This window comes from Yersinia sp. 2540 StPb PI (assembly GCF_052217165.1).
Taxonomy (GTDB): Bacteria; Pseudomonadota; Gammaproteobacteria; order Enterobacterales; family Enterobacteriaceae; genus Yersinia; species Yersinia enterocolitica_E.
This window is the reverse complement of the sequence record NZ_JAZGQC010000003.1, coordinates 80,796-105,442: the sequence shown is the minus strand read 5'-3', so window position 1 is coordinate 105,442 and position 24,647 is coordinate 80,796. Positions and strand designations below refer to the sequence as shown.

Below are 24,647 nucleotides of genomic sequence, written 5' to 3'. Positions count from 1 at the left end.
TTTTAAAATCATGTGCAATTCTATAATCTGGCGTCCTGTAAATTGTAGTTCATCGAGTTGGCTTTTCTCTCACTACTTAAAAACTATTTTTTGATTATGAAATATTAAAATTTGAATTTGAATATACAATTTAATTTTGTGATTATTGCTTTAGACTTTAATATGATTATTTTGGTAATTTATCCAATTAGTAGAGCATGTTTTTTCAATGAAAGCCCTGATGACTTTTTCATGCGACTCAAAAGAACGGCAGAAGCCGAGAGTTTTACAAGCCAGTATTTTGATGCGTGCGTGGAGGGGCATACTTTAGCGTTCAATGTGCTAAACCTTTAGGATTTTGGTCGTGGGGAAATATAAAAGGTTCATATTGTGCAACATATTCAAATAATTGTAGGTATCATCATGAAATGAAGCTAATAGTTGCAAGTTAAATAATTTCATAGTTAAAAAATGACGGCGGATTTATAGGAAGACACTATAAAAACCTGCACCATAAACATGAGGATTTTTAGAAAATGAAAAAATCATATAATTTACTGGTAAAGTTCAAACAGGAAGAAATATCCTGTGTAAAAGATGGGAAGTTATATTTTATTGACCATGATAAAACATTAAGAAATAACGACTTCTTACTTAACCTTAGTTATCGGATCGCTATTCCTGACTTGGCAGCTACCGGTGAAATAAAATGCACAGAAAACAATGTAGATTTCTCTCAATATAAAGGACTTGTTTATGTTGAAAATGATATGACATATTGTGAGCTGGAAGAAATCGCAGAGAAATTCAGACAGCTGAATATTGTAGAATATGTCGTCTTAGAGTCAGCAGAACCTATTATACCACCATACATACCTGACCTAGATGCCCCTTGTATCAGTGTATTGTCCAACACACCTGACTTCACAAGTAATCAGACCTATCTTCGCGCACAGGCTGGAACAAACGTTTATGGTATTGATGCTGACTACGCTTGGTCAATAGGCGTTACCGGGAAAGGCGTTCGATGCGCCGATATTGAATGGGGTAACATTTATGATCATGAAGATTTAAAAAGTGATAATTTCATAGAGCTTATTGCTACAACCAACCATGGCCATGACGATCACGGCGCTGCCGTGACAGGTGTCATTTTCGCTAGAGATAATGGCTTTGGCATGAAAGGGGCGGCCTTTGATCTTGATTACTTCTATGGCATATCTGAAATCACTTATGGCAGACCTGCGGGCATTGCTAAGGGACTGCAGTATCTTCGATCGGGCGATGTTTTCTTATTTGAGATGCAAACTGGAGGGCAAAATGGCAGGTATGTACCACCTGATTTTAATAGGGCTGTTTGGGATTTGACAAAAGAGGCTACAGATAAAGGAATTATTGTTGTTATGACGGCAGGGAATGGGAGTGAGAATTTGGATGATCCCTTTTACGCAGAATATAGGAACCGAGGAGACAATGGCGCTATTCTGGTAGGTGCTGGGTCAAGAGTGGGACGCAATCGGTTATCTTTTTCTACTTATGGTAGTAAGGTTCACGTGCAAGGTTGGGGTGGAGATGTAGCCACTACTGGATATACCAATCTTTTTAATGGTGGTCCTTTAAGGGGTTATACTTATACTTTTAATGGCACGTCGTCAGCAGGACCAATAGTCACCTCAGCAGTTATTGCGATACAGTCATGGTATAAAGCGAATCATAATGGTGCAGTATTATCTCCCCATGAAATGAGAAGTCTTTTAATCCAGACGGGTACTCCACAAGGAAGCGGCGGACATATTGGTCCTCTTCCTAATATCAGAAGGGCGATAGAAGTGCTCAAAGGTGGTGTTGTTGAGACTCCAGCGCCGTGGTCACCAAATGGCGTTCGGTACGAACTCGGTGATCTTGTTTCACACAATAGTTACATCTGGAAGTGTATATATGCCAATACTTCCAATGCAGGGTGGGCGCCGGGTGCACCGGGTGTGTATTTATGGAGCAGGGTAGTCGTGTAGTATTAAGCATGTTTTTCGAACACGTTATTCTGAAAGATAAGCCATATTATCACCGGGTGTCAATGCACCCGGTTTTTTGTGAATCATGCCTAAGAGTCTCTCAGTGTCAGCATAGTTGTCACCCCTTCTGAAAATGAAGGTTCCGTCGCATTAACCGCGAAAGTTGCATTGCCCGGTTTTCAGGCAGCTAACAGGTAAAACTGTTTCGACGAGGAGGATCCGTCCCCTGCTGGATGCCGATATTGCCTTTTGCGTATCATGTGGATCAGCTCAATACCGGCCATAATTGTCTGCACCCGACAAAACAACTTAAATCCCTGCATCAGACATATTCGGTGTTTGATATTCCGGTGATCCTGCTCCACAAGGTTATTCAAGTAATTACTCTGCCTGATGGTGATACTTTCACCTTCTGGTTTGCCCGCTTTTAGCGTAGCCAGCGCGGCCATGTTGACACCACTTTTATCGATGGCCATTACCTCAGATTCGCCACAGTGGCGAGTGGCCCTGCGGAAGCAGTGCAGTACAGTTGCGGTAGCCAGCTTAGCCGTCAGCAGGAAATCGATGGTCTGGTCTCAGTATCAACAGCCCAGTACCGGTATTTCCACTGGCCCCTGATTTTGATATAGGTTTCATCTATACGCCACCGGCGTTCCACGTGACGCTTATGCCGTCGAAATGCCCTGTCCCGCAATGGCACTAGGTGGATGACCCAGCGGTGAAGTGTGGAATGTTCAACGACAACACCATGCTCAGCCATCATTTCTTCGAGGTTGCGCCATCTCGAGGTATAGGTGAGAAACCAACGAACACATTTCGCGATAACATCGACGGGGGTGATGCCAGCGACTGAATGCGTTTCGGATCACAGGCATGGGCAGGTAACATTACGAAAGAAAAACAGGTTACCAGATAAGGCCTTAATGTGACAGAACCCTAAAAAAGCCTAAGCGCACAACAATTAGTTGATAGTGTAAGTTCCTTTACCGGCAGATTTCGCGCGATACATTGCGGCATCAGCCTTGATCAACAGTGCCTTCGTGGTTATCTTCCCATCAGGCGAGATTGCCGCACCGATACTGGCCGACAGCTTCACATGCTGATGACCAATCTGCTCTATTGCCGCTAACTGTGTCAGCACTTTCTCGCAAAATTCACTCACTTGCCACCGTGGTTCTGTTAACGGCCAGAGGATAACCGTAAATTCATCGCCCGCTAGGCGTGAGACGCTGTTATGGGCATGAGTACAATCGCTGAGCAATTTGGCAAAAGTTTGCAGGACCCGGTCACCAAAATTATGACCAAAGTTATCGTTAAGTGTTTTGAATCCATCCAGATCAATTAACAGTAATGCCATCTGCTGCTGAGGGCCACAATTTGGTAATATCGTGTTCAACTGACGTAGAAACGCGCGTCGGTTGGTTAATCCGGTCAACATGTCGTGGGTGACATCGTATTCCAAGCGTTGCTGCAACTGTTTAAGCTCGGAAATATCCATAGAAAGAATATAAAACCCTTGAGTTTTACAGGGTACCAGTGTGGTATGAATTGCCAGTGTTCCTTGGCGAGTTTGCAGTTCATTCTCAAACGTCACGGTTTCACCACGCAGCACTCGTGCAATCATCGGTTTGGCAGTTGCATAAGCTTTATCCCCCATAAGCTCATGTACCGTCATCATTTTGAGTCGGTCTGCATCCAGACCAAACCAGGTTTTATAGGCACTGTTTACGAAGAGATAGCGTTCATTAACATCGATCTGGCTGATCAACGCTGGCATATTGTCGGTGATCGCCTGTAGACGCTCTTTTTCCGTTCTAAGTTGAGACTCCGTGAGTATCCGGTCCTCAATCTCCAGATTAAGCCGATTGACCACAACATTCAGTTCTTGAGTTCGCACTTCTATCTGGTTTTCGAGGCCATGTTGCAGTGTAAACAGAGATGCTTCTGCTGCTTTGCGCTCACTGATATCCATAACGACGGAAATAAAATGATGGGGATGTCCGTTGGGCAATCGATTTAATGCCACCGTGAGTTGCACCCAAGTGATTGAACCATCAGCTCGAAAGTAACGTTTCTCTATCGAGTAGGTATTTATCTCATTGTCTAATAGCTGTTTCAATAAGCTAAGGTCGGTGTTCAAATCATCAGGATGCGTGATATCCTGAAACGTGCGTCCCATTAGCTCTCGTTCTGAGTATTGTAGTATTTCACAAATTCGCGGGTTGACGCGTAACCAGTAGCCTTCCAATGAGACTAGCGCCATCCCCACGGCCGTCTGAGAGAATATTTGTTCAAATAAGGCTTCGGTACGCTGCAAGTCTGATTTCAGGCTATCGGTATAGATATTGAGCTCAATACCGTGCAGATACTCTTCAATAATCGTGGAAAAATCACGTAAGTCAGACGCCATATCAAGCGGGAATTCCTGTGGATGGCTGTCAATAATACACAGAGTACCCAGCGGAAGACCCCCCAGTGAAAACAACGGTTGTCCGGCATAGAAACCTATTTTGGGTCCACCGGTGACCAATGGGTTGTCAAAAAAACGCGGATCGGCCGCGGTGTCAGGCACAATCAGCGCATCCCGTTGCAAAATGGTGTGACCACAAAACGAGATGTTACGAGGCGTCTCCTGCACATCGAGACCCGACCGAGATAGAAACCATTGACGATCCCGGTCAATCAGCGAAATCAATGCAATACTGACGTTAAAATACTTTGCAGCCAACCGGGTTATACGGTCCAGTTTTTCCACCGAATTCGTGTTCAGTACGTTCAGCGACTTTAAGACCGACTGCCGCTCGGCTTCATTGTCGGGAAAGTGTGGCTCGAGCATGTGTACTCCTGCTTAATTTTTCAAAGGCTATTTGTAGCGATATGCAATAAAAAACAGTTGGGATCATAATTAGAGAAAATTTTCGTTCACCGACATACATAGGGTGCAACCAACCATCAGTATATTGTGGTATATAAATTGCGTTACCATCGATGGTCTTATTCTTGTTCAGTTTCAAACGTCAAAATAACTTTTTGAAATATGCATTGCGATAATATAAAATATTTTAGGTTAAATAACGTACAATCTTCTCGGTACGCAAAGCGGGCTGGTTTTTTACTGGTGACTGGAGATCACAATTTCATTGAACCAATTAACCCAAATATTATCATTAGCAAAATTAGCTTCTTCAACCACTACATGGAGGTTGCTAAGAAAGAAATTGCCAGAACGGATTAATGAACCACTCCCCTACGTTACAAATTTTACCGTTGTTACTGACAAAGAATGCTCATCGATATTTTCGTCAGAAAAGCACATAAATGGCTTCTGCTGATCTTCTCCTATTTTTTATAAACTATCGATAAGTTGTATTTCAATTTATACTAACTTCATAAAGTACTCTTTGGTATGCTACCTGAATGGTATATATAAAATTTTGGAATGCCTCTAGTTGTTTTAACTTGATGTATAACTTTATCTTTTGAGATATGCCGATGGTTTGCCTGCGTTAATGCAATGCCCCTCAGAAAAATAATGAAGTACAACCAGATTCATACTGCGTTAATTAATTAAAACTATCTTGTTTATTTCATTATTTCATTATTTCATTCTTCATCTTTTCTATTAACATATTATCAACGTAGGCCTTGATTTTATTAGGGCCGAGAAGGCCAATAATTACCCCAATTAATGGCTCAGTCTTTTCTGGTATTTGTAGTAATTCCATAGTGGATACTACGCCCAAAGAAATAAGTGCACTCATCATTGATAGAGATACTTTTATTCTCATGGCGCTGTTAATGTTTGATTCCCATAAAAAACATATGAAAAATGATATTATAGATGCCCAGAAAATAGAACAGTTGTTAACTATCCATTGCAATGATAGTTCGATAATTTTTTGCATTAACTCAGCCATTCGGTAATCCATTTATTATCTGAATGTGACTAGACTACAATACGCCATGTCTTTTCTAGGCGACATGAAGTTATTTAATATTCTAACTTATTATTTTAATGAAACTAATAGTTTATTTTTTAGTATCAATTAGTGATGCCCTCTGGGAATAAATAAATTAATGTGGCTAATCTTCGGTAAACCATAATTTCCCTGAGTTGTATGTCATCTATGGTTATTCCGTTGTATTTATATTCCTTGATGGCGTTTTAATACGCCAAGATGGAATTTACAAAATAATTTTTCAGAGAAATTATTTTTATATTAAAAATCATGAAATTAACACCTGGATCTATTAATTAGTTTACGAAATTTTTTAAATAGGTATGTTTTATTTTGCATTTTTAATTATTTTTAGGTGAGGGATGAAATTATTTATAGTCACCGATCTCTCATGATGATAAAAATAATCACCTTCCCTGCCAAGTAAGTTAATTCATGTACTCTATTTCTTTAATTATTTCAATTCCAATCGGAGTATGAAAATAACCGGGCTGTACCTTTATTACTCCCATAAAGGTGGACATATTAAACATGTCTAGAGAAGAAAGTCACTCAAATCTAGTAGTAATTAAATAAAATAATAATAAATAACGTCATAATTAACCTTGAATTTTTTATTTGATGTTATCAGTACTGACTGGTTTTTATAAAACATAATCTACTTGTTACTAGAATAGTCCATGTTTTATTTTTAGTGTGAATATTTTCATTTCATATTTTATAACATCAATTATATAAAATGAAGGGTTCTGTCGCATTAAGGCCTTATCTGGTAACCTGATTTTTTCGTGATGTTACCTGCCCATGCCTGTGATCCGAAACGCATTCAGCGGCCGGCACCACTCCCGTCGATGTTATCGCGAAATGTGTTCGTTGGTATCCCACCTAGGCCGAGCTGCCGCAACCTCGAAGAAATGATGGCTGAGCGTGGTGTTGTCGTTGACCATTCTACACTTTACCGCTGGGTCATCCACCTGGTGCCATTGCGGGACAGGGCATTTCGACGGCATAAGCGTCATGTGGAACGCCGGTGGCGTATAGATGAAACATGCATCAAAATCAGGGGCCAGTGGAAATACCTGCACTGGGCTGTTGATACTGAAAACCAGATCATAGATAACAGTGGTGTCAACATGGCCGCGCTGGCTACGCTAAAAGCGGGCAAACCAGAAGGTGAAAGTATCACCATCAGGCAGAGTAATTACTTGAATAACCTTGTGGAGCAGGATCACCGGAATATAAAACGCCGAATATGTCTGATGCAGGGATTTAAGTTGTTTTGTCGGGTGCAGACAATTATGGCCGGTATTGATCTGATCCACATGATACGCAAAAGGCAATATCAGCATCCAGCAGGGGACGGATCCTCCCCGTCGAAACAGTTTTACCTGTTAGCTGCCTGAAAAATAGGCAACGCAACTTTCGCTGTTAATACGACAGAATCGTATGTTTATCTTCGCAGAGAGTATTTTTTAATATCTTAATTATATTAAATAAAGTTTAATTTAATTTAAAAAAACAAATGCCTGCTATACTTTAAAAATAATAAAAAATGCTCCCATCATAATATATTATTTTCTCTATAAAAATATTCAATGCTAATGTGATCAATATCAACACTCTACTCTTTCATCGTTTTTTCTAAGTCATTAACAAAATGGAGTAAACAATATACTAGTTACAGTGAGAAAATAAAATTGGATATTCGGAGGTGTTTTCGTGATTAATTAAACAACCATTTTAATATAAAGCGGATGAATTTATTTTTTAGATAAAGATTTGTGCTCAGCACAATAGTTTCAATCTGGGTGTTTGGAATGATTATCGTATTGTAATACGGTTATCATACTCAATAAATTCATTTAAGGATTTAAATCATGGACGATATATTAGACGACAGTTTTCAAATTAATTATTTCAAGGATACTATTATGCACACTAACGATTTGTTAATTTTTAATACAAATAGCACTAGCAATGATTTACAGGGAACCTTACAGGCCAGTATACAGTTTGTGCAAAGCCAGATTATTCCTGTAACACCTAAGCTAGGAGACCCTCAACCTTATTTAACAGGAAACCGTAAGGCATTAATGATGGTAAAACCAAACATCATCCTAGATAATCTGCTTGCTACCATTTCAGACAAAAATAAACAGGTTATTGGCAGTTTGCAGCTAAACCCTCCAGGAGAATTGCCGGACACGGTATATCATTTTGAGCCACTACCCGGCAATACTTACGTTATCAATACCAGCAGCCAATTAGCTAGTTTGGCAGATCCGGATGGTAACTATCTTAAATCACTACTATCAACATACTCTATTGTTGATATTCGAACCGCCGATGGCTTATTCGTCGATCATATTTACTTGCCAAATACCACTGAGCAACGAAAAATGGTTCGTATGACGTCCAGGGCAACCTATAGCTCAACGATCCACTACAGCGGTCAAGAATTCATCATTACTCAAGGAAATACGGTACAATTCCAGTTCTTTAATGGTCGTTGGTATCGTAGTGGGGAAGTAACAAATCAATGGTTAATTTACTCGCAAAATACTTGGAGTATTGATCTCCCTGCCGAATGGATAAAACCCGGTATGACCATGGCTTTCACCAGTGGTTCGTTGGTGGGGCAATTGAATAATATCCGAGTTGGTGCGCCCACAGAGCTCATACTTAACACGATCGACATCGGTATGCTCACAACTCCTCGTAACTCGTTTCGTTTTGCAAAACAGCCTGATACCCACAGAGAGTATTTTCAGACAGTTCCTGTTTCGCGGATGATAGTGAATAATTATCAATCAATACATCTACAGGAAGTTATGCTTCCTACCGGAAATTTATTGATCAATTATGACCCTAGCATAGGGGATTGGCACAATGGCACTATGCGACAAAGTATCGGTAAGGAACTTATTTCCTTAGGAATAAATCATGCAAGCTATGGGCTTAATTCTACCGCGGGGGAAGGTGAGGATTCTCCCTTTACCGTTGCTCAACTCTCGGCTCATAACAGTATAGGGCGTTATTCCAATGGTGTTGTTGTTCATGGCGGTTCTGGCGGCGGGAGTATCGTCACGCTTGATAATTCACTTGGCAACGAATTTAGCCACGAAATAGGTCACAATTACGGGCTAGGACACTACCCTAACGGCTTTAATGGATCTGTGCACCGGGGTGCAAGCGAAATCAATTCCACTTGGGGATGGGATATGGACTTACATAAGTTCATACCCAATTTTAAATTGGATGTAACCAATCAGCCTTCCTGTTATGAAAATACCTGTGAGCTCCCATTCTATGGACATTCTTTTGGGTTTGATCCTATGGCGGGTGGCGAGCCAATGACATCACTAAATAATTTTACATTACATACTCCTTATACTGCGACGCTCGTGCAGCAGTTTCTGGAAAGCAAAGCAATTTTCTCCAGTGATTCACCCACAGGTTTTAGTAAATGGGATGAAAAACAAAAAAGTATGGTTCCTTACTTTAATCGGGTTGATATTGATAGTCCAACGACTGTTCCCATCAGCGATCTCAGTGCAAATGGTATTGCTGTTCTACTGAATAAATACAGAGTAATAAAAATCGCAATGCAGGATGGCCATTGGACTAAAGCAATTGACGTTCCAGAAGCAAGTCAGAATAACAAGCAATGCATCATATTAATAGATCATAGGGCTGGATATAATAGTGAACTTTATATAAACGGTCAGATAATCACGGTAACAAAAGGCTTCAGAATGGGTTACCTGTCAGACGGGCAACGCTGGAATGAAACAATTTTGCTAGACTCAACTTTAACGAGAATTACCGCATCAAATCAAGACCTAAGTGCCCCCGCGCTGAAAATTTTGCTAACCACATATAAGGTGCTAAATATTGCCATGCAGGATGGTAATTGGGCCAGCGAAGTTCACATTCCTCCTGCGTCCCAAGATAACAATCAGTCTATATTAATAATTGACCAAAGCGCTACCTATAATACAACCCTTTATATTAATGGTTTAATTATAACGTTAGCAAAAGGTACCCATAAATATTACGTCTCTGATGGAAAAAGTTGGAGAGATATTGTTCAGGCAACAGATCTAAGTATTGAACGAGTTCCTCAGTTAAAAGGTGTAGCAGTAACAACACTGATAGGATATTACGATCCTGAGGGAGTATTAACAAGTTATATATTCCCTGCCTTGCACGGCGCATATGGATTTATTTATTCAGATAACACTAATATTCTAACGAGCAGTGATATGCAGCTATGGGTCGAGTCGGCAACAGGAACCCTTCGCTTCAAACTTCATAACAATCGTCTCGCTACTAAGGTGATGAATAAATTCCATATTAATATTCCAGCATCGACACAAAACCGGACGGTATCTATTGTTCGTAACGGAGTGAAATTAGTTTCACGTACGATTACACCAGCAACGGAGACGTTAACTTACACCATCAATGGAGAATAGAATCCGGCATATTTACGATCCGCCTGTTCTCTCAGCTACTGACGGTTGTGTAGAATTAGCATAGGCAAGTCAGCAAAAGTTGTGCTGCCGGTTTTTTAGGCAGCCAACAAATAAAATTGTTCCACCAGTGATATCCTTCTCCATCTGAATGTAGGAGTTGCCCTTTGCGTTCTGTCGCATTAACAGTGAAAAGGCAGCAAAACACGGCCAAGAACAAGCAATCACATCACTATTTTATTGATATTAAATCAGATTTTATAAATTATTTTTGTACCCGACTGGTCACTCCATTGGTCCGCAAGCAACCGGTAAACTCACAAGTGAAGGTGTTATCACCTGTCTTGACAGTAGACCAAATGGACTATGTGATCCTGACAAGCACGTATGCTAAAAATCTCCGTTCAGATAACCAGGTTATGGGTGAGAACCATCTTCGTGGCGAACTGGGGCGGCGATTGATTTCTTTATCCTAGGGACCTAAGGTCATCTCCTCATTAATTCCAGTCTTTCTTTCCCTTTGAGATCTTTTTCGGTTTTTGCGTTAAAGCCCCGAATTCTCCCCACCTTACCCCCTTTTTCTGTGGATAAGGCTGTATCTTGTGTTTCTCATCTCATCTTCATACACTATGATGTGCCGAGAGGCACAGGGTCACGGCATGACGGGCGTCGGTTGTGGCCCTTTCTTGTTTTCTTTGCTCGGTATTTAATCCATTATAGAAAAATAACCGAATGATCCCGGTTCCGATCAGGGAATTATTGCGCTCGGCTGAGCGTGACTTTTACGGCACAATGGTGATAACACTTGGCAATATTGAGGGCGCGTTGTCACATGACGGGTCATCAGTCCGACGATCGCGGAGATTAAAAACGTGAGCCTTATACCCCACGAACCGGAAAACTTTTCGCGTAGCGCGATCGGCAGTTATTTTGACTGGCAGGGCGCAGCCGAACTGCGCAACATGGCGCTACGGGCCAATCTTGGTACGCCGGCATACCTGTTAGCCCCGGAAGTGTCGGTGCTGCTCGGGTATTTTGCTGACTTACATCAACGGTTGCTGATGGAAACGCTGTGGAATACCGGGGCCCGGATTAATGAAGCCCTGTCCATCACCCCGGCCGATATTGAGCTGGACGGAGGACGTCCTTTTATTGTGCTGCGTACACTCAAGCAGCGCCGGCGTAAACCGGGCCGGCCCACGAAAATAGAACAAGTTCAAGGATTTGACCGGGCTATCCCGTTATCGGACCAAACTTATACGCTTCGTTTACGGGAATACCTAGCCACATTCAAACCCAAACGACATGAACCGTTGTGGCCGATCACCGATGACACGGCGCGTAACTGGTTGACCCGTGCGGTTGACAGTGCCAAACGTGATGGGATTGTATTTCGGGTGGATCCGGTGACCACCAAAACTTTTCGGCACAGCTATGCCATGCACCTGATCCAACACAGTGTGCCCTTGAAAGTGGTTCAGGCCTTTATGGGTCATAAAGAACTAAAGAGTACCGAAGTGTATACCAAAGTATTCACCCTTGAGGTTGGCCAGCAGTTTGGTGTGCGGTTCAGTATGAATGCTGATGATGCACGACGGCTGATCTGTGCTATTCCCATGAGCAGTGATGGTGAATTCAGGCCTGTCCCCATCGATGTTCGCAAGGAAATCGTGAAATAAAAAGCAGTTAGTTATTGATTAATATGAACATTATACTTAATACTTAATACTTAATACTTAATACTTAATACTTAATACTTAATAGATGATAATTCATACTTATGATGTAATACGAATAATTGACCTAACAGAGGGTGGATGATGATCACGATTGTCGGATGTAACAAAGGTGGCGCGGCCAAGACCACGACTGCCATCAATATCGCCATTGGCCTGGCACTGCGCGGGGAAGACGTTTGTCTGGTTGACGCAGATGTTCAGCGCTCCGCCTCTCGCTGGTATGCCGAACGGGAGCTATCGGGACTTATACCGGCCATCACCTTGATTGAGAAACGTGACAATATCTCCCAGACGCTAAAAAGTCTGGATAACCGGTTTGGTCAGGTTATTGTCGATGTCGCTGGCCGTAACAGTCGGGAACTGATCACCGGTGGTACCGTTGCCCATCAAATCATTGCGCCTCATCAGTGTTCCCAGTTGGATCTGGATACGTTGATGGAACTTCAGCAGCAGCTGGAGAGTATGCGAGATTTGAATCCCGAATTAAAAGCTTGGTGTTATCAGACGATGGCGACAACTAATCCCTTGATACGGGGTACGGAACGCAATGAGTTTCTCGAGTATGTGAAAGAGTTCGATGGGCTGGTTCCTCTGAGTAGTGTCGGGTGCTACCGAAAAATTTATCGTGATGTGATGTCCGATGGGCGCTCAGTACTGGAAACCGACAATGACAATGCCAAAGCGGAAGTTTTGGCTTTGTTACAGGAGGTTTTCTGATGGCACTTAAAAAGCCCCAGTTGCGTAAAGAAGTGACTGAAGCAGACGCCGAAGCACTGGCGAACCGGTTGGCTGACAGACCTTACGGTGAAGAGAAAAAACCGTCCTTACAGCCTGAAACGCTAACCAGAACTACTATATCGTTACCTGAAGGCTTGCTGCGTGAGCTTGAAGATAGGGCTCTGGCCAATAAGCGTGCGGGAGTCGCGCCTAAAAATGTCAGTGCGTTGGTTCGCGAAGCCCTAGACGCGTATTTTAAAATGGAGTGATAAAACATAGAGTATAAAATAATAAATATGAAGTATGAAGTATGAAGTATGAAATTTTGGGTGTTAATAGTTTACAAGATTTTTGGCTTGGAGTGTTTTTCTAAGCCTTAAATTGGGCTAATAGTGTGACAATCTACCCTCAATATATTGAACGGTGTGTGACATATTGCCTTGAGCAACCAGGATTTCTGGATGACTGTGACATATGACCCTCACTCTGGTGAGCGATGTTAGATAATTGCTATATGTGCTGGTCTTTCATGGGGAAAAAAAAACTGCCGACGTACACATGGAGGGTTATTTGTCACACTTCAGTGTAGGAAAATACGATGTGAGTCGTCATACGACCTGATTTTTTTTCAATATAATCAAGACTTATTGGCGTTCGTTTATTGATCTCTTCGACAATTGGATTGAGGAATCGGCGCCTGAAATCAGGCATTCGCGTATAGCTCTGTGGCAATTGATAGCGTTCAATCATCCATTTCACCCCCAGAATAGCGACCCCGGTCCCATCACTTCTTCTGTATTGGCATAATGACTCATAGAGTCGCATGGCATAGGGGCTGGTGATCTCTTTCGTTTCACCGAGACGAAACTGCGTAAATCGATTTTGTAAACCGATAAAGAAGGGAATGAGATACGGGTTTAAATGTACGCTGTACACGCCCCGAGCCGGACTGTGCGCACGCTTAATAAACCATGGATAGGACTCATAGCCTTTTTCATCCCCAAAATCCTCCTCAGGTCTATAGAACGTGACCTCTTTTCCGACAAAGTTTTTCAATGCATTACGAATATCTTTGCTGGCTTCCGCTGATGTTAAATTGAATATCTCGGCGTATTTTGACACGGCAATTTCACAGATGCCGTTATGCTGATCAATTCCTTGGACACTGTCCACTTTTCGGATCTGGTCAACAAAAAGATAAAGCATACGTTTCTGGTCTCGAGACAGGCTGTATGCGGCTTCGGTCAGTTCATTGGATTGAACGATACGTTGGCCAACTTTACGGGGCTTATTTTTTAATTCAGGCGCCATACCCATCTTTATCTCTGTGATAACTGTGACATGTCTGGATGTTGTCACGGGTGTGAGTCTCTGTCAAATTCCTGTGAATAAAGTCTATTCGTCAGGGCAATTTGTCACGGTTTTCAGGGCAAATTGTCACGATTTAACCCTGTGTTGAGGGTGATATGTCACGGAATGAGGGTGATTTGTCACGCTGGTTCTGCTGAGAGCCCCGTAATATAAAGCCTTGGAGTTCCTCTAAAAAGGTTTAAAAAGGATCTTAAAAAGATCTATTAAAAATAAGCAGTGTATATGTGTGTAAGTCGCGATTTAGGCAAGAAAAATACAATAAAGATGTCGCTATCCGGCGAAGCCGGATGCTTCTCTCTTATTCGCTTCGCTTTTATGCTTCCTCCCTATGGCTACGCCTTCGGGCAATACAACATGACGACTTCAACATCACCATATATTCCTTAACAATAATGTCCAAAAGCAAATCCTATTTAAACTTTAAAACCTTCTCCGAAAGATCTCTGTAAATCCTGACTTACAGCCCCCTAAGCGCTGCCAGCAAGCTGTCCGCACTAAGGCCCCGATACATCGCGGCTATGCCGCGCTAACGGGGTTAAAAGGGCTTATATCACTCCTTCATTGGTAGTCAGTCCGCAGGGCTTAGCAGGGCGAAGGGGGGGTTAGGATCTTTGATGATCCTCTACCGGCTTACGCCGGGTTTCAGCGGATTCGCTTCTGTGACACATGTTTCTTCAGATCACCGCTTTACATGCGCTAAGCGCATAAAGTCAGTGCTTCGATGGCGTTAAGGCGCTCTATCTGCGATAAATACGTTCAGATGAGCAATGAGGTTCTGCCCTAAAATGACCGTTCATCTATTTATTCTCGTTGTTTTCAGTCATGTCTTTTGTCTTCTTCACTATACGTATTACGGTTCGGTATGGAACCCCGCATAATCTGGCCGTATCGCGGATGCTCTGCTTGTTTTTAATCCTCAACTCAATAATCTTGTTGTGCAACAGCCGGTCAGCTTGTCGTCCCCTAAATTTCCCAGCCACTCTGGCTTCGGTTACCCCCTCTTCCTGACGCCGGCGTCATACTTTTACTGACTGCATTAATCTGGGAGTAACATCACATGAACAAGATCAGAGTTGTTGGTATCGATATCGCCAAATCTGTTTTCCAGGTATGTGTCTGGATGGTTGATAGCTCTGTTGCCTGGAACAGAAAAATATTGCGTCAGAAATTGCTGGATACGCTTCGCCAGTTTGAACTGGGTACTTTACTTGCTATGGAGGCCTGTTCAACCTCTCATTTCTGGGGGCGAACACTCAGTTCTATGGGATATAGCGTAAGACTTATGCCATGCCCCGCATGTGTGAAAGCGTTTGTCAGAAGCCAGAAGAGCGATGCACTGGCAATCTGCGAAACAGCATGCCGCCAAGGCATTCACTTTGTACCGGTCAAAACCACGTAACAGCAGGATATCAAAGCGCTGCGGAATACCTGTCAACTCATGGTTGAGCAGAGAACCACGCTGGCTAACCAACTTCGTTCTCTGCTCGCTGAATATGGCCTCATTATTCCTGTCGGGATCCAGCGTCTTCAGCAGCAATTACCAGAACTTATTGAAGATGCGTCTAATGACCTGACATTCACGCTTCGCCGTTACTTTATTCATTGCGGGAAGATATGCAGGCCCTGAATTAACGGATCACGTGTCTGGATAGCGAAATTGCTGCGGCATTTATCAGTGAGGTGGATGCAGTACAGTTCTCTAGTGGTAGAGAATTATCCGCCTGGTGCGGTCTTGTTCCACGGCAGCATAGTTCGGGAGGAAAACAAATATTGTCCTCTGTGACAAAAAATGGCAATCGTAGCCTGAGAACATTAGTCATCCATGGTGCGGGTAACTTTACCTACTTATAACGCCGGATATATGGCCGTAAACAGTATCGAACCAGTACTTGCCACACACGGGGCGTCCATATATGATCAATTAAAACTGGTCACTGTATTAGACTGTTCATAGAATAGTCGCTCTAATTCATTTGATGTTAAGCTACATAACCGCCATTTTGTTTTTATTAAAGTTAATTAATTTATATAAAATACATCTTATTAATTATTTTAATAATTACTAGAGTAGCTCCTATTCCGCAGGTTATGTGAAATTTATCATTTCATTTTATATAGTCATTATAATATAAAATGCAGGATTTTGTGTAAGCCCTAGCTGGACCCCGATTCAATTGTTGTCTATATTAATAATAACTGTATGCCATACGGTGTGGCAGCGCTACTCACGCTGGTCTGGGAGCAGACAATCTACCCAAGGATTTTAAATGGTCATACAACCGAAAATCTGTTACGGATACTATAAGTGGCGATGTCCTGCTAAAGGCGATCTATATCAATTAATAATTCAACATAATATCTATCACTAGATATAAACGGGGTTTTATATGTTTAATGAGAGAGATGAAAAAAATAATTGTAACGATGGTTATAATGTATATTCAGTGCCATCTTGGGGGCCAAGTATAACTTCATTTTTCCAAAAAAATGAAGCTGAATTGCTTTATGTTGAACAGATGATCCCATCCGATGGAGATAAAGTTTATATTTACTGGAGTGGCTGCAATTTTTATTTTGGAAAAAGAGGGGGGTACGCAGGTCTTCAGCACCAAAATGATAACGTTCTCGCTGGGCAGGTTTTTAGAAGAAACAATATTTGCTCTATTTGGGATTTAGCTGACCAGGATCCTTCGCTTCCTCCTGAAGTTAATCTGACATATGGACTGCCAGGATTGTATTCCAGTCATTTTGGTGGCGAAGGCACAGGTCTACACACTTCGCACCCTATGCCCTGGGTTCAAAACCAATGGTACGCACTGGTAATCAGGCGGTGGGATAATCCAGTTGGTTCAAATAGTACTGGTATGGCAATGTTTATGTATTCGTATCTAGATTCGAAATGGACTCATTATATGTCAGCTGATGTCCCTGGAGAGAACCTTCCCATTACGGGCAATAGCTGCAATGGCTTTATTGAGAGGTTTTCAGGAAATGCAGAATCATACCATGGCATTTATGGTAAGCATTTTAGAATGGATAAAAATGGTGTGTGGGAAAAACCAACAAACTATGTTGCATCTGCAGGGGGGGCACCTAGTATATGGAATGCCGAATTATATGAAAATGAAAATATAAAATTAAGCGTAGGTCCGTCAAATAATACAAACGACAGAATTACATTAAACCCAAATCTATCTTATAATAAACCAAAGCCAGTTATTTCACCCATAATTACATTATTAAATGCCTCATATGTAAAAGAAAGGAACATCATAGATGTTTCATGGGGGTTAAACGAATCAACACCACCTCAGTTAACATTCACAGTCCAAATAAGAAGGGGGGGGACGGATGGAGAGCTATTAATTAGTCACACGGAAACAGCTCCACATAAAAGAGCTATTCAGCTGAATGCTGGTGATTTGCAATCAGGTAAGTATTTTGTAACATTTGAATACTACGACATTTTTAATCAAAAATCTAACTTTGGATATAATAATTTTACGGTCTGACTTTTTACTAAAATGCCATATTAGAAAGTTGTTCTCTGCATTTTTTAATAAACGGACACGTTTCACTAATTATTTTCAGTTAAGACGCTATTTTTCATCTTACAGAAATTTATAAACTGTGGCGCGAACGATACGAAGCCGCCGGGAAATCACGGCGGCGCTGTGAAAAACACATGTTCTACTAATTGGAGTCATTGCCCAATGAAGAAATAATTACACTGGAATCTAGAGTGTTAATTACTAAGAAAATTTTTTATAACCTACTGAAAAATAATTTTATTTTTAACTAAAGGAACTGTAATGCGAGCTAAGCTAAAATATATGATTTTTGTACTGTGCGTTGTTGCTACTGGTACTGCTAATTCATCTGGTATTCCCAGTGAATGCATAAATGGTGATGGAAGTCTAAATGTGCCATGTCTATGCAAGTTCTTGTGCGAAAAAGGTGAAGGAGGACTTCTTTGTAAGTGCGATAAACCTCCATTTGGATAACCTACAAATAGGCAGCGGCGGAAGTTAGCAAAAGTGGCGCTGCCGGTTATTTAGGCAGCCAACAGATAAAATTGTTCCGCAGGTGACAATCCCTCATTTTGCGGATGTTGATATTGTCCTTTACGTTCATGTGGATTAATTCGATGCCAACCAGGAGCGTCTGTGCCCACCGGAACAATTTGAATCCCAGCATCAGGCGTATACGACGTTTGATATTTCGGTGATCCTGCTCAATCAGGTTATTCAGATACTTGTTCTGTCTGACAGTAATGGTTTCTTCTTCTGGTTTGTCGGCGTTGAGTGTAGTCAGCGCTGCCGTGTTGCCGCCACTTTTATCAAGGGTCACTATTTCAGGTTCATCGTGGTGTCGAATGGCTTTGCGAAAGAAGCGTAATGCAGCTGCAGCATCCCGTTTGGCGGTCAGCAGGAAGTCGATGGTCTGGCCTGAATTATCCACCGCGCGGTACAGATATTTCCACTGACCTTTGACTTTGATGTAGGTTTCATCCATGCGCCACCGACGACCTACTGAGCGTTTATGTCGTCGAAATACCTTATCCAGCAAGGGCACCAGACGGATAACACAGCGGTGTAACGTGGAGTGGTCAACAATAACGCCACGCTTTGCCATCATCTCCTCGAGATTACGCAGGCTGAGGGCATAAGCGAGATACCAGCGAACACATTGCGCGATAACATCAGTGGGGTAATGCAGGCGACGGAAGGCTTTTCGGATTAGAGACATGGGCAAGCAACATCGTAAAAAAACAACATGTTACCTGACGACGCCTTAATGCGACAGAGCCAACTGACCCCTAATTATCCTCTTACCGTACGTTTTCGTACGGTTGGCCCTCAAACCGCTGGTAGAGATGCCGGATTCTTTAGTCCTTCCAATAACATAATAATAATTAATGATTGACGATTTGTTAACATTATGATTATTTGCTGTTTCTGGTATACAGAATATGTAGTGCAATGGACTGAGGAAACTGAAATGGCTGCAAAAAACTGGTTATCCGATCGTATCAATTTAAGCAGACCCCATCAGGAAAAAATATGGGCTCAGGGAATAAATGATTTAACGATTGCATCCCGGACTGATGGAAGAGGAATTGTCTGCAGCGCCGGGCGGGAATATATCGATTTTATGTCCTGCTCTTATCTCGGGCTTGAACAGCATCCGGCCCTAAGTCAGGCCATTAAAGCGTCGGTTGATAAATTTGGTGTTCAGTATGCCGCCGCAAGAACCCGGGCAAAATGCGATATTTTTGATGAGCTCGAAGAAAAACTGAATACGATCTTCCTGGACTCCTATACGGTGATTTTCAATTCCGTGGGGGCCGCGCATCTGGCAGTCCTCCCGATCCTCGGCTCAGGAGAGTTGCCGGGGTATAGCATCAGCCCAAAAGGCGTACAGTGGATCGTGGATAAAACGACACACGCCTCGGTGCAAATATTACAGGGGATTCTGGAACAGTTTGGCCGTTACGACAGGATAAGCTTCACTGACCAGGATAAATTGTATACGGCATTAGACCTGTGCCGGCAGAACGGCAAAACGCCCGTGCTGATATCAGACTCCCTGGGTTCAATGGGGGGCAGTAATGATGTCCGTTATCTCACGCAATTAGCGGCAGAGTATCAAGGGTATTACTATGCCGATGATGCGCATGGCACCTCGATCATCGGGAAAAATGGGTGCGGGTATACGCTGCACCAGACGGGGGAATTCAGTGACAATCTTATCCTGCTCTCCTCGCTCTCAAAAGCGTTCGGCTCTCATGGTGGTTCGGCCTCTTTCAGTCACCCACAGACCGCCTCATTCATCAAAAAATATGCGCTGAATTATATTTTTAGCGGCCCTCCCTCATTACCCGGTATTGCCGCATGCGTGGCCTCTGCGGATATTCACCTTTCAGGCGAAATCACTGCGCTGCAAACGAAGCTTAAGGACAATATTCACTTCTTTGACAACGCAGTACATAATGTGGAAGTCAAAGATAAAGCTAGCCCCATCCGTACGATCCACATCGGCAGCGAAACCGAAGCCGAAGCCGTTAACACCTCTGGGCGACTCCGCAGCCATGGTTTTCTGGCCACCGCGGCCATGTATCCGACAGTACCTAAATCGGCAAGCATTATCCGGGTAGCCCTTTCTGCCGCGCATTCCATTGACGATCTTGAGCGATTCGCCGCGTCCGTGAATTTCATTACAGGGGGGACGGCATGCTGACAGAGCTGATCACCGCCTACCGCTATTCAGCGGCCTTGCATGCGTTCGTGAAGCTCGGGGTACCCATCTGGCTGGGACGCATGGGACCAATGAGCTTGAATGACCTGTCTGTAGCCAGCGAGGTGGAGGCCCATCGTCTGTCACGCCTGCTGGATGTGATGGCAGAGTGCCGTGTTGTGCATATTGAGGATGCGCGCTATGCCCTTGCAGATGAGGCCGGTGCCCTGGCGGACGCAAACAGCCTTGAAACGCTGTGGATCTTGTGCGAATTGGGCGAGGAATACTGGAGCATGTGGTCGGAATACCCCTCATCCCTGCGTTCTGTCGACCCGGTATCCGCTTTTGAAACCCGTCATCGAGTGCCCTTCTTTTCATACCTCCGCACCCGGCCAGAACTGAAAGGCACCTTCGACAGGCTGATGGCAAAAATTACCGATGAACTTTCCACTGAACTCGTCAGCCACATTGCGTGTGATGCGCAGGCAGAAGTCGTGGATGTGGGCGGAGGGCAGGGCGCGCTGATGAAAAAACTTCATCAGCGCTACAACCTTAAATCCGCCACGGTGCTCGATGTTTACCCCGGGAACAGCAGGAACGAAGCTGGCATCAACTTTGTGGATGGTGATTTCTTTACTGGGATCGTCGGGGGCAAGAACATCTATATCCTGAAAAATATTATCCACGACTGGGATGACGCCAGCGCCTTAAAAATTCTGCAAAACTGCCATCGGGCCATGACGCCAGAATCAACGCTATTTGTCATAGAAATCATCAAGCAGCCTGAGAGCAGCAAAGGCAAGACGCTGGACTTGCTCATGGATGCACTCTTTCTGGGGAAGGAGCGATTTTATGCTGAATATCAAGTGCTGGCGCAGGCGGCCGGCTTCGTCATCGACAGAACACTCTCCACCTCGCTGTCACAGTCCGTCATGGTATGGCGAAAGGAAAAAGCATGAATTTATACTGGATCGTCGCAAAGGAAGAATACAACAATGTGGCCGGGATTGAGCAGGCTTATGCAGAGTACACCCGTGAACTCGGGAAACGGGATATCGCCTTCAGCTTTATCGCGCTGGAGAACTGTATCGTTTCCTCTCACCCAGACAGGGGACTGGCGCTACTGTACAAAGACCAGCCGCTGGATGAATCTGCAGCGGCATTTATAATCTCCCCCGCCAACCTGAATGCCCAAGCCCGCGCCATCTCCTCGACGCTGCGCCATTTCCTCCGTATCAGAGGTGCATGCCTGCTGAACGACGGGATTGCCGGTATTGAAACTCTGGAGTGGGACAAAATCGGCCAGATGACCCTAGCAGCGAAAACCGGCGCGCCGGTGCTCCCCTTTAGCATGCTCGGGTATCACCGGCAGGTCACTCCCGCCATCGAGCACTTTGTTGCACGCTACCCCGGCGAGTATATTTTTAAACCCGCCAGCACCGGCATGGGTTTTGGCGTGATCAAGTCAGGGAGCTCTCAGCATGCGGTCAGCACCGGAAATTTGATTTCGACATCGCCTGTCGAATATTTAATGATGCCCTTTCTGGCTGACGCGTGTGATGTCCGGTTTTTGTTTATCGCGCAGAAACTGGCATTCATTAAATTCCGCAAACCCCGCGGGAAAGGCTATATCGGAAATGTCGCCCTAGGCGGAGAGCAGACCATCCTGACGGAACAGACGTTCCTGGCAGACTATGGCCGTGAACCATTTTTCCCGGAAATGCTGCAGTTGTCCCGGGACATGATGGCGCAGGCAGGCTGTGCGGTATTGTCAGTTGACTGGCTGATGAATACCGACGGTTTTTATTTTAATGAGATGGCAACGGCAGAAACCGGCCTGACGAAGCTCCCCGAAGGGATCAGGGCATTTGTGTTCGATCAGCTGGCAAGGATAATTCACGATAATCATGCATGCGAATAAAACGACCTATTTCATTTATCTGACGGTATTTCTCGCGGAGTTTTCATTTTTCTTTGCCCTCCCACTGCTGGGGAAATCACCAGATCTCAGTGCCTCCAGTGTGGCGGCCTGTCTCGCCGGGGCGGTCCTGCTGGAAAGTCTGCTTATGCTGACCTCCACCGGCTATCTTGAGCGCTTTTCCAGAAGGAAGTTGATTTTCGTTTCCCTGCTGCTGAGAAGCACTGCCTTTTTGACTATTTATCTGACATTGTCATTACCCGGCTGGCTGCTCTTCTTCTTGCTTATTGCGGTATCAAAGTCGGTATCCAAACCTTTTTTACGGGAGGTGCTGGCCGCAACCCTGAGCGGACCGCAGCTGAAAAAAGCACTCAATACGTTCTCGCTGTGCCAGAACTCGGCGGTATTCGTGGCGCCGATGCTGGCGGTAGCGGCGATGAAATTTGCATTTATCGGGACCGTTCTGCTGGCACTGCTTCTCTCCGGTGTCGTGATGGCCCTGATGGCGCTGCGACTCATTTATACCCTTCCGGCCAGCCATAAATCGTCCACCGGTTCGCCACTGGCGGATATGCGGGTAGGGTTTCAGTGCGTCATGGCCAGCACAGACATACAGCGCATCCTGCTTTCGTCGTTCTTCTGTTTTCTCATTATGGGGGTGTTCATAACCGCCACGACGCTGCTGGATAAAATCAATCCCGACCTCGGTGCATACTCCGGGGTATTTTTCTCTATCGTCGGCGTGACCATCTGCCTGTGGCAGGGGGGTGTGGCGAAACTGACCTCCTTCAGCGACAGGTACAGTTCGCAAATTATTATGGTGGGCGGGGTACTATCATCAGCCTATTTGCTGGGTTCCGTGTACATTGCCGTTACGGCGTTGATTGCCTACAGCATTTATGAGTCCGTGATCATTCCGGAGCTTTACTTTCAGGCCACGCATATTGCGTCTGGTGTCTCTGCCAGCGTGTTGTTCAGTTATATTCTGATTGTGTCGAATGCCGGTGAAGCATTCGGCTCCTGGCTTACCGGATTTGCGATCACGCATCTGGCTGACCACGTCCCGCTGTTTATCTTTATCACGGTGCTGAGCTCCGCGATGATTTCGTTCATCTGCCTGAAAAAAACCGACAGAAAGGAGGCTCCGTGTCAGCCATAGTCTTCGCCACCGGTGGAACCACCGCTGATGCCAGAACCGTCGAGCATCCATGGGAAAATTATCAGTTTGTAACGTCGGCGGCGGCGCAGGCGCTGCGCCCCCTGTTCACGGATTTACAGGTTCGCGCGGTCGCTAACTGCCTGACGGCGGGCAATCTGTGGGGCGGTTTTCTGTTTGCCCATGAAATTTGCCGTCATCTCGGGGTGAAATATTATCCTTTCGCCTCGGTTGTTGAGCATGACGCACTTTGTGAAGCCGTATGTGCAGGCACCATCGACACGATAATATGCCTGCCAAGCTTTGCTGAACGTTTATTGATCCCGGAGCGTAAAGCGCAACTGGCCTCCGTTAGGAACATTTTTTATCTCGGGGAAATGTTCTCCGACTCACTTGTCGAAAAGACGCAGAAGCTGCTTCCGGACGTGTGTATCAAACCTCTGGCGTACACGTCGCAGGAAACCGGTCCGATCGGTTTTCAGTGCGCGCACCTGAGTGGTACCCGCTACCATATTTATGAGCATGTCGACCTAGTTTGTTCTCCGGTCAGCGGTGAGTTCAGTGTAACGGTCAGATATCCCGGACAGAGCCATCTTCTGGATCATACAATGGGAGACGTGGGTATCCTCGAGCGCGATGTCCTGTGTCCGTGTGGCCATACAGGCGATGTACTGCATCTTCAGGGGCGGATCCCCACATCAAGAAACATCCTTGGCACTTCGGTTTCAATCCATGAGTTCGCCCGTGTGTTGTCAGAGGGCTCTGGCTCCATTTCCGATACTGATTTGCAACTGATTGAGGTCGATTACGAAGATCAAGGCCTGGGGCTTGTTCTTATGGTGTGCCAAAGAAGCCGGCTCTCAGCAAACACAATTGGTGATCGGCTTAAATCATCACCGCTGATCAGAGAATTGATCAGCGACGCCCTGTATTTTCATGTTTTCATTGCAGAGAAGCGAACGTTTCTGAAATCGGAGTTCACCCATAAAATCAAACCCTTCATGAGGACGAGGTGCCGGCCTGCTGAAGAAAACGCATCCTGCCTGATAATAAAATAACTAATTTATGTGTTTGATGCTCAGTC

19 protein-coding genes and 4 pseudogenes are annotated in these 24,647 nt (G+C 44.2%); 16 read left to right on the top strand and 7 right to left on the bottom strand.

The window, feature by feature from the left end; translation table 11 throughout:
* Positions 1-150: 150 nt before the first annotated feature.
* A pseudogene (locus tag V1956_RS24425) lies at positions 151-297 on the bottom strand (IS1 family transposase); the annotation flags it as partial.
* A gap of 218 nt (positions 298-515) precedes the next feature.
* Here V1956_RS24425 and V1956_RS24420 point away from each other — a divergent pair.
* The gene (locus V1956_RS24420) at positions 516-1,991 is read left to right on the top strand and encodes a S8 family serine peptidase (protein WP_442825900.1); all 1,476 of its coding nucleotides are present in this window, start codon (positions 516-518) and stop codon (positions 1,989-1,991) included.
* Between the two features lie 179 nt (positions 1,992-2,170).
* Here the strand turns inward: V1956_RS24420 and V1956_RS24415 are convergent.
* From V1956_RS24415 to V1956_RS24405, 3 genes and pseudogenes are all read right to left on the bottom strand, one after another.
* A pseudogene (locus V1956_RS24415) lies at positions 2,171-2,866 on the bottom strand (IS6 family transposase).
* A gap of 86 nt (positions 2,867-2,952) precedes the next feature.
* Positions 2,953-4,827: a diguanylate cyclase domain-containing protein gene (locus tag V1956_RS24410; protein WP_420072366.1), complete on the bottom strand. Its 1,875-nt coding sequence runs from the start codon at positions 4,825-4,827 to the stop codon at positions 2,953-2,955.
* 754 nt (positions 4,828-5,581) lie between these two features.
* Positions 5,582-5,908 carry a phage holin family protein gene (locus V1956_RS24405; protein WP_442825899.1) on the bottom strand — a complete coding sequence of 109 codons (327 nt, stop codon included), beginning with the start codon at positions 5,906-5,908 and terminating at the stop codon, positions 5,582-5,584.
* 846 nt (positions 5,909-6,754) lie between these two features.
* On the opposite strand from V1956_RS24405, the pseudogene V1956_RS24400 reads away from it, so the two are divergent.
* The 6 genes and pseudogenes from V1956_RS24400 to V1956_RS24375 all read left to right on the top strand — a co-directional run bounded on the left by V1956_RS24400 (position 6,755) and on the right by V1956_RS24375 (position 13,150).
* A pseudogene (locus tag V1956_RS24400) lies at positions 6,755-7,353 on the top strand (IS6 family transposase).
* A gap of 474 nt (positions 7,354-7,827) precedes the next feature.
* Complete coding sequence (locus tag V1956_RS24395) at positions 7,828-10,428, top strand: M66 family metalloprotease (protein WP_442825898.1); 2,601 nt, start codon at positions 7,828-7,830, stop codon at positions 10,426-10,428.
* Positions 10,429-10,592: 164 nt separating this feature from the next.
* Positions 10,593-10,901 carry a CcdB family protein gene (locus V1956_RS24390; protein WP_420072388.1) on the top strand — a complete coding sequence of 103 codons (309 nt, stop codon included), beginning with the start codon at positions 10,593-10,595 and terminating at the stop codon, positions 10,899-10,901.
* Between the two features lie 396 nt (positions 10,902-11,297).
* Positions 11,298-12,104: a tyrosine-type recombinase/integrase gene (locus V1956_RS24385; RefSeq protein ID WP_420072389.1), complete on the top strand. Its 807-nt coding sequence runs from the start codon at positions 11,298-11,300 to the stop codon at positions 12,102-12,104.
* A 141-nt stretch (positions 12,105-12,245) separates the two neighbouring features.
* Positions 12,246-12,881 (top strand): AAA family ATPase, encoded by a 636-nt coding sequence (locus tag V1956_RS24380; RefSeq protein ID WP_420072593.1) that lies wholly within the window; start codon positions 12,246-12,248, stop codon positions 12,879-12,881.
* The gene (locus V1956_RS24375) at positions 12,881-13,150 is read left to right on the top strand and encodes a hypothetical protein (RefSeq protein ID WP_420072592.1); all 270 of its coding nucleotides are present in this window, start codon (positions 12,881-12,883) and stop codon (positions 13,148-13,150) included. Before V1956_RS24380 ends, V1956_RS24375 begins: the two co-directional genes overlap by 1 nt.
* 304 nt (positions 13,151-13,454) lie before the next feature.
* Here V1956_RS24375 and repE read toward each other — a convergent pair whose 3' ends face one another.
* Both repE and V1956_RS24365 read right to left on the bottom strand, forming a co-directional pair.
* The gene (gene repE / locus V1956_RS24370; RefSeq protein ID WP_420072450.1) at positions 13,455-14,198 is read right to left on the bottom strand and encodes a replication initiation protein RepE; all 744 of its coding nucleotides are present in this window, start codon (positions 14,196-14,198) and stop codon (positions 13,455-13,457) included.
* Between the two features lie 851 nt (positions 14,199-15,049).
* Positions 15,050-15,268: pseudogene (locus V1956_RS24365) on the bottom strand (recombinase family protein); the annotation flags it as partial.
* A 41-nt stretch (positions 15,269-15,309) separates the two neighbouring features.
* Here V1956_RS24365 and V1956_RS24360 point away from each other — a divergent pair.
* From V1956_RS24360 to V1956_RS24345, 4 genes are all read left to right on the top strand, one after another.
* Positions 15,310-15,651, top strand: a complete 342-nt coding sequence (locus tag V1956_RS24360; protein WP_442825897.1) for a hypothetical protein — start codon at positions 15,310-15,312, stop codon at positions 15,649-15,651.
* Positions 15,652-15,690: 39 nt separating this feature from the next.
* Positions 15,691-15,879 (top strand): hypothetical protein, encoded by a 189-nt coding sequence (locus tag V1956_RS24355; protein WP_420072452.1) that lies wholly within the window; start codon positions 15,691-15,693, stop codon positions 15,877-15,879.
* Between the two features lie 53 nt (positions 15,880-15,932).
* Complete coding sequence (locus V1956_RS24350) at positions 15,933-16,103, top strand: transposase (RefSeq protein ID WP_442825896.1); 171 nt, start codon at positions 15,933-15,935, stop codon at positions 16,101-16,103.
* Between the two features lie 536 nt (positions 16,104-16,639).
* Positions 16,640-17,764: a DUF3472 domain-containing protein gene (locus tag V1956_RS24345; protein ID WP_442825895.1), complete on the top strand. Its 1,125-nt coding sequence runs from the start codon at positions 16,640-16,642 to the stop codon at positions 17,762-17,764.
* 542 nt (positions 17,765-18,306) lie between these two features.
* Here V1956_RS24345 and V1956_RS24340 read toward each other — a convergent pair.
* Positions 18,307-19,001 (bottom strand): IS6 family transposase gene (locus tag V1956_RS24340; RefSeq protein ID WP_442825894.1). Its coding sequence is split into 2 segments (ribosomal slippage): positions 18,307-18,383 and positions 18,383-19,001, totalling 696 coding nucleotides; the frame shifts between segments, so codons are not numbered across the junction.
* A gap of 252 nt (positions 19,002-19,253) precedes the next feature.
* On the opposite strand from V1956_RS24340, the gene V1956_RS24335 reads away from it, so the two are divergent.
* Genes V1956_RS24335 through V1956_RS24315 form a run of 5 tightly spaced genes read left to right on the top strand, consistent with a single transcriptional unit; the run spans position 19,254 to position 24,621 of the window.
* Entirely contained in the window at positions 19,254-20,492 is a 1,239-nt protein-coding gene (locus tag V1956_RS24335) for an aminotransferase class I/II-fold pyridoxal phosphate-dependent enzyme (RefSeq protein ID WP_442825893.1), read from the top strand.
* Positions 20,486-21,448 carry a methyltransferase gene (locus tag V1956_RS24330; protein ID WP_442825892.1) on the top strand — a complete coding sequence of 321 codons (963 nt, stop codon included), beginning with the start codon at positions 20,486-20,488 and terminating at the stop codon, positions 21,446-21,448. Before V1956_RS24335 ends, V1956_RS24330 begins: the two co-directional genes overlap by 7 nt.
* Positions 21,445-22,410, top strand: a complete 966-nt coding sequence (locus V1956_RS24325; RefSeq protein WP_442825891.1) for a hypothetical protein — start codon at positions 21,445-21,447, stop codon at positions 22,408-22,410. Before V1956_RS24330 ends, V1956_RS24325 begins: the two co-directional genes overlap by 4 nt.
* The gene (locus tag V1956_RS24320) at positions 22,397-23,566 is read left to right on the top strand and encodes an MFS transporter (protein ID WP_442825890.1); all 1,170 of its coding nucleotides are present in this window, start codon (positions 22,397-22,399) and stop codon (positions 23,564-23,566) included. The genes V1956_RS24325 and V1956_RS24320 overlap by 14 nt, the downstream gene beginning before the upstream one ends.
* A complete protein-coding gene (locus tag V1956_RS24315; protein ID WP_442825889.1) occupies positions 23,554-24,621 on the top strand; it encodes a hypothetical protein in 1,068 nt (355 codons plus the stop codon). The genes V1956_RS24320 and V1956_RS24315 overlap by 13 nt, the downstream gene beginning before the upstream one ends.
* Positions 24,622-24,647 lie beyond the last annotated feature (26 nt).